The sequence below is a fragment of the Nonomuraea turkmeniaca genome (assembly GCF_005889735.1).
Lineage (GTDB): Bacteria > Actinomycetota > Actinomycetes > Streptosporangiales > Streptosporangiaceae > Nonomuraea > Nonomuraea turkmeniaca.
Map to the genome: position 1 here is coordinate 1 of NZ_VCKY01000420.1, position 4,244 is coordinate 4,244.

The 4,244-nt window shown below is 68.9% G+C and carries 5 protein-coding genes; 4 read left to right on the plus strand and 1 reads right to left on the minus strand.

Annotated elements, in window-relative coordinates:
* The first annotated feature begins 66 nt into the window (after positions 1–66).
* Positions 67–1,023: a WD40 repeat domain-containing protein gene (locus tag ETD86_RS52745; RefSeq protein WP_138674133.1), complete on the plus strand. Its 957-nt coding sequence runs from the start codon at positions 67–69 to the stop codon at positions 1,021–1,023.
* Here the strand turns inward: ETD86_RS52745 and ETD86_RS52750 are convergent.
* Positions 1,010–1,726 carry a hypothetical protein gene (locus ETD86_RS52750; protein WP_170223785.1) on the minus strand — a complete coding sequence of 239 codons (717 nt, stop codon included), beginning with the start codon at positions 1,724–1,726 and terminating at the stop codon, positions 1,010–1,012. The two genes, ETD86_RS52745 and ETD86_RS52750, sit on opposite strands and share 14 nt — an antisense overlap.
* A gap of 68 nt (positions 1,727–1,794) precedes the next feature.
* Between ETD86_RS52750 and ETD86_RS52755 the strand changes: the two genes are divergently transcribed.
* The 3 genes from ETD86_RS52755 to ETD86_RS52765 form a co-directional block, all read left to right on the plus strand.
* Positions 1,795–2,583 carry an ABC transporter ATP-binding protein gene (locus ETD86_RS52755; RefSeq protein WP_138674134.1) on the plus strand — a complete coding sequence of 263 codons (789 nt, stop codon included), beginning with the start codon at positions 1,795–1,797 and terminating at the stop codon, positions 2,581–2,583.
* Between the two features lie 90 nt (positions 2,584–2,673).
* On the plus strand, positions 2,674–3,594 hold the full coding sequence (locus ETD86_RS52760; RefSeq protein ID WP_138674135.1) for an SPFH domain-containing protein: 921 nt from the start codon (positions 2,674–2,676) through the stop codon (positions 3,592–3,594).
* Positions 3,595–3,605: 11 nt separating this feature from the next.
* Positions 3,606–4,244: sulfite exporter TauE/SafE family protein (locus tag ETD86_RS52765; RefSeq protein WP_138674136.1), on the plus strand; the 639-nt coding region annotated here is incomplete at its 3' end.

Consider the following 4,244-nt stretch of genomic DNA (forward strand, 5'->3'; position numbering starts at 1 on the left):
AGATGTGTATAAGAGATAGCCCCCACACCCACCCAGGAACAGCCCGCGGAGCAGACGGTCCCCGTGGTGGGCAAGCAGGACGGCAAGTCGCTCAAGGGCCACACCAAGGGCGTCCAGACGTTCTCCGCCGTCTCCGTGAGCGACAAGAAGACCTGGCTGGTCACCGGCGGCCAGGACGGCCGGGTGCGCCTGTGGGACCTGGCCACGCACAAGTCCCTGGCCACCATGAAGGGCCACAGTCAGGAGGTGTACGCCGTGGCCGGCGCGATGATGGGCAAGACCCCCGTCGCGGTCTCCGGCGGCTACGACGGCAGCGTGCGCCTGTGGAACCTCAAGACCCGCAAGGGCAAGGTCCTCGGCTGGCACGGCAACGCGGTCTACGCGGTCGCCGTCACCAAGGTCAAGGGCAAGTGGATGGCGGTCACCGGCGACGCCAACGGCTACCTGAGGTTCTGGGACCTGAGCAAGCGCAAGTCCACGGGCAAGAGCGTCCGAGCCCACCGCAAGCCGGTGAACTGGCTCAGCGCCACCCACATCGGTGACCGCGCGATCGCGATCTCGGCCAGCGAGGACGAGTCGCTGCGCATGTGGGACGTGTCCAAGCGCAAGGCGTACGGGAAGGCGTACAAGGGCCACTCGAAGGGCGTGTACGCCGTCACGATCGGCAAGCTCGACGACAAGACCGTCGTGGCGTCGGGCGGCAAAGACGGAAAAATCAGGATCTGGGATCCGAAGAGCGGCAAGACCATCGGCACCATGTCCGGCCACAAGAAGATCATCTACTCGCTGTCCTTCGGCACCGTGGACGACCGGTTGGTGCTGCTGTCCGGCAGCACCGACGGCACGATCAGGTTGTGGGACCCGGACGCCCGCAAGGCACTCGGCAAGCCGGTCAAGGCACACAAGAGCGGCGTGTACGCCGTCGGCATCGTCCGCCTCGACGACCGCGTCGCCCTCGTCTCGGCAGGCAAGGACAAGCTGGTCAGGTTGTGGAAGGCCGGGGACGCGGCTATTGGTTCCTGATGGGTTCGAAGATCGCGTGGTGGGCGGCCACGACCGCGCGCCGTACCGCGCGGTCGAGCTCGCGCAGCGCGGCGCCGCGGACGGCGATCTGCCCGGACGTGAGCCCGCGGTCGTCGGCCAGGCGCAGCACCGCGGCCAGCCGCGTGGCCAGTGTGGAGACGCGGTGCGCCCGCGCGGGATAGCCGGGAGCCAGCGCGCCGTCCTGCCGCCCCAGCGAGGGGCGGCTCTGCGCGGGCCCGTCGATGGAGGCCAGCGCCTCGGTGGCCGAGCGCATCGCGTCCGACAACTCGCGCTCGGCCTCGGACAGGGAGGGCAGGTCATGACGTACTGGCCCGGATTCCTGCACGTCCAGGCGTACCCCGACATAGGACGACCCGCGCAGGTCCAGCGCCGGCACCAGCCCGATGTTGTGGTCGTCGAGCACGGCGATCGCGGCCTGCCCGGCGTCGACCGCGGCGGAGTTGAACGACGCGGGGCCCGACAGCCCGAGTGGATCCCCGGGTGCGGGCAGGGCCAGGCGCAGCTCGCGCAGCCCGCCCGTGCGGAGGTTTGCGAGGTATTTACGCAACGAGACCTCACCTACGACGGCGGGCCCGCAGGCGGATTCCACGTGGTCAGCCGCCTCGTCGAGGCCGACGTGGCCGGCCAGCCACGCGTTGCCCCAGGCGACCAGAGAGGCACAGACAGGCGATTCAGGGCGCACCGGTCCACGATATGCGCTCGCCCTGCAATAGGTTTGTCCCCAGGGTGACTCCTAAAGGAGGTTCGGGGATGGGTGGTCAGGTGCTGCGGCTCCAGGACGTCGCCGTCAGGCGCGACGGAGCGGCCCTGCTGCGCGGCATCGACTGGACGGTCAACGCGGACGAGCGATGGGCCGTCATCGGTCCCAACGGCGCGGGTAAGACCACGTTGCTCCAGGTCGCCGGCACGTTGCTCTACCCGAGCGAGGGCGTGGTCGAGGTGCTCGGGGAGCGGTTGGGGCAGGCGGACGTGTTCGATCTGCGGCCCCGCATCGGCCTGGCGAGCGCCGCGCTGGCCGAGCGCATCCCGCCCGAGGAGAAGGTCATCGACCTGGTGCTGACCGCCTCCTACGGGATCATGGGCCGCTGGACCGAGGAGTACGACTCCAACGACGTGACCAGGGCCGTCGAGCTGATCGACATGATGGGCGCGGCCCATCTGATCAGGCGGCGCTTCGGCACGTTGTCCGAAGGGGAGCGCAAGCGGGTGCAGATCGCCCGCGCGCTCATGCCCGACCCCGAGATGCTCCTGCTCGACGAGCCCGCGGCCGGGCTCGACCTGGGTGGTCGCGAGGACCTGGTGCGCCGCCTGTCGTTGCTGGCCGGGGATCTCCGCTCGCCGACGCTGGTCCTGGTGACGCACCACGTGGAGGAGGTGCCCGCCGGGTTCACGCACGGGCTGCTGCTGAGGCACGGCTCCGTGGTGGACCAGGGACCGCTCGAGCATGTGATGACGTCCGACAACCTGTCCCAGACGTTCGGGGTCCCGCTCACGCTGGAGCGCAGTTCGGAGGGCCGCTGGTATGCCCGCCCGTACTAGCTAGATCACCGTTTATGCACATAAAGGGCTCCTGCAGCTGAAACGAAATAGGATCTACGGAGTCGGTCCCCTCGACTTCGGAGCGTCGCCATGTCCGTCGAGCAGCTCATCGTCGCCCTCGTCGTGGTCGCGGCGGTGGGCTTCGGAATGGTCCGCACGATCCGCATCATCCCGCAGGCCACGGCGGCCATCGTGGAGCGGCTCGGGCGCTACCACAGGACGCTGACACCGGGGCTGAACCTGGTGGTGCCGTTCATCGACCGCATCAAGGACATGATCGACCTGCGTGAGCAGGTGGTGTCGTTCCCGCCCCAGCCGGTGATCACGTCCGACAACCTGGTGGTCTCGATCGACACCGTGATCTACTTCCAGGTCACCAACCCGAAGAAGGCCACGTACGAGATCGCGAACTTCCTCATCGGCGTCGAGCAGCTCACCGTCACCACGCTGCGTAACGTGGTCGGCGGCATGGATCTGGAGCGTACGCTGACCTCGCGCGAGGACATCAACACCGCGCTGCGCGGCGTGCTCGACGAGGCGACCGGCAAGTGGGGCATCCGCGTCAACCGCGTCGAGTTGAAGGCCATCGACCCGCCCGCCTCCATCCAGGACTCGATGGAGAAGCAGATGCGTGCCGACCGCGACAAGCGCGCCGCGGTGCTGACCGCCGAGGGCCAGCGGCAGGCGGCGATCCTGCAGGCCGAGGGCGAGAAGCAGGCGTCGGTGCTGCGGGCGCGCGGCGAGGCGGAGGCGGCCGTGCTGCGGGCCCAGGCGGAGGCCGAGGCGCAGGCCATGCGGGCCAAGGGGCAGGCGGACGCGATCGGGATGGTGTTCAAGGCCATCCACGAGGGGAAGCCTGACCAGCAACTACTCGCTTACCAGTATCTGCAGACCCTGCCGGAGATCGCCAAAGGCGAGGCCAATAAGATCTGGATCGTCCCATCGGAGATGGGCAAGGTCCTGGAGAGCCTTGGCGGCCTGTTCACACCCCCCAAGAGCCCAGATACGTAAAAGGAGGGTTCGTGACGGGGTGGGAGCTGGCTGCGGTATGCGCGGCCGGGGTGGTGGCCGGTGCCATCAACGCGGTCGTCGGGTCGGGCTCCCTGATCACGTTTCCGACGCTGGTGGCCGTCGGCATCGATCCCGTCACGGCGAACGTCTCCAACACCATCGGCCTGGTGCCGGGGTCCTTCACCGGCGCGTACGGCTACCGCCCCGAACTTCAAGGCCAGCGCGACCGCCTGCTGCGCCTGGGCGCCGCCTCGGCGGTCGGGGCGCTGATCGGCGGGATCCTGCTCCTGTTCCTGGATCCGGACGTCTTCGAGATCGTCGTCGTCGCGCTGATCGCGCTGGCCTGCGTGCTGGTCGTGGTGCAGCCGAGGGTCAACCGCTGGCTGGCCGAGCGGCGTGAGCACGCCCACCCGCACGGAGGGCCGGCGCTGTGGCTGGGCGTGCTGGCCGCGGGCATTTACGGCGGGTACTTCGGCGCGGCCCAGGGCGTGCTGCTGATCGGCCTGCTGGGCAGTTTCCTCGACGACCATCTCCAGCGCGTGAACGCCGCCAAGAACGTCCTGGCACTGATCGTCAACGCCGTGGCGGCCACGTTCTTCCTGCTGTTCGCGGACGTGGACTGGCAGGCCGTGGCGGGGGTGGGACTGGGC

Coding starts and splice junctions, on each gene's coding strand:
- ETD86_RS52760 (WP_138674135.1), top strand. CDS start 2,674: ATGTCCGTCGAGCAGCTCATCGTCGCCCTCGTCGTGGTCGCGGCGGTG.
- ETD86_RS52755 (WP_138674134.1), top strand. CDS start 1,795: ATGGGTGGTCAGGTGCTGCGGCTCCAGGACGTCGCCGTCAGGCGCGAC.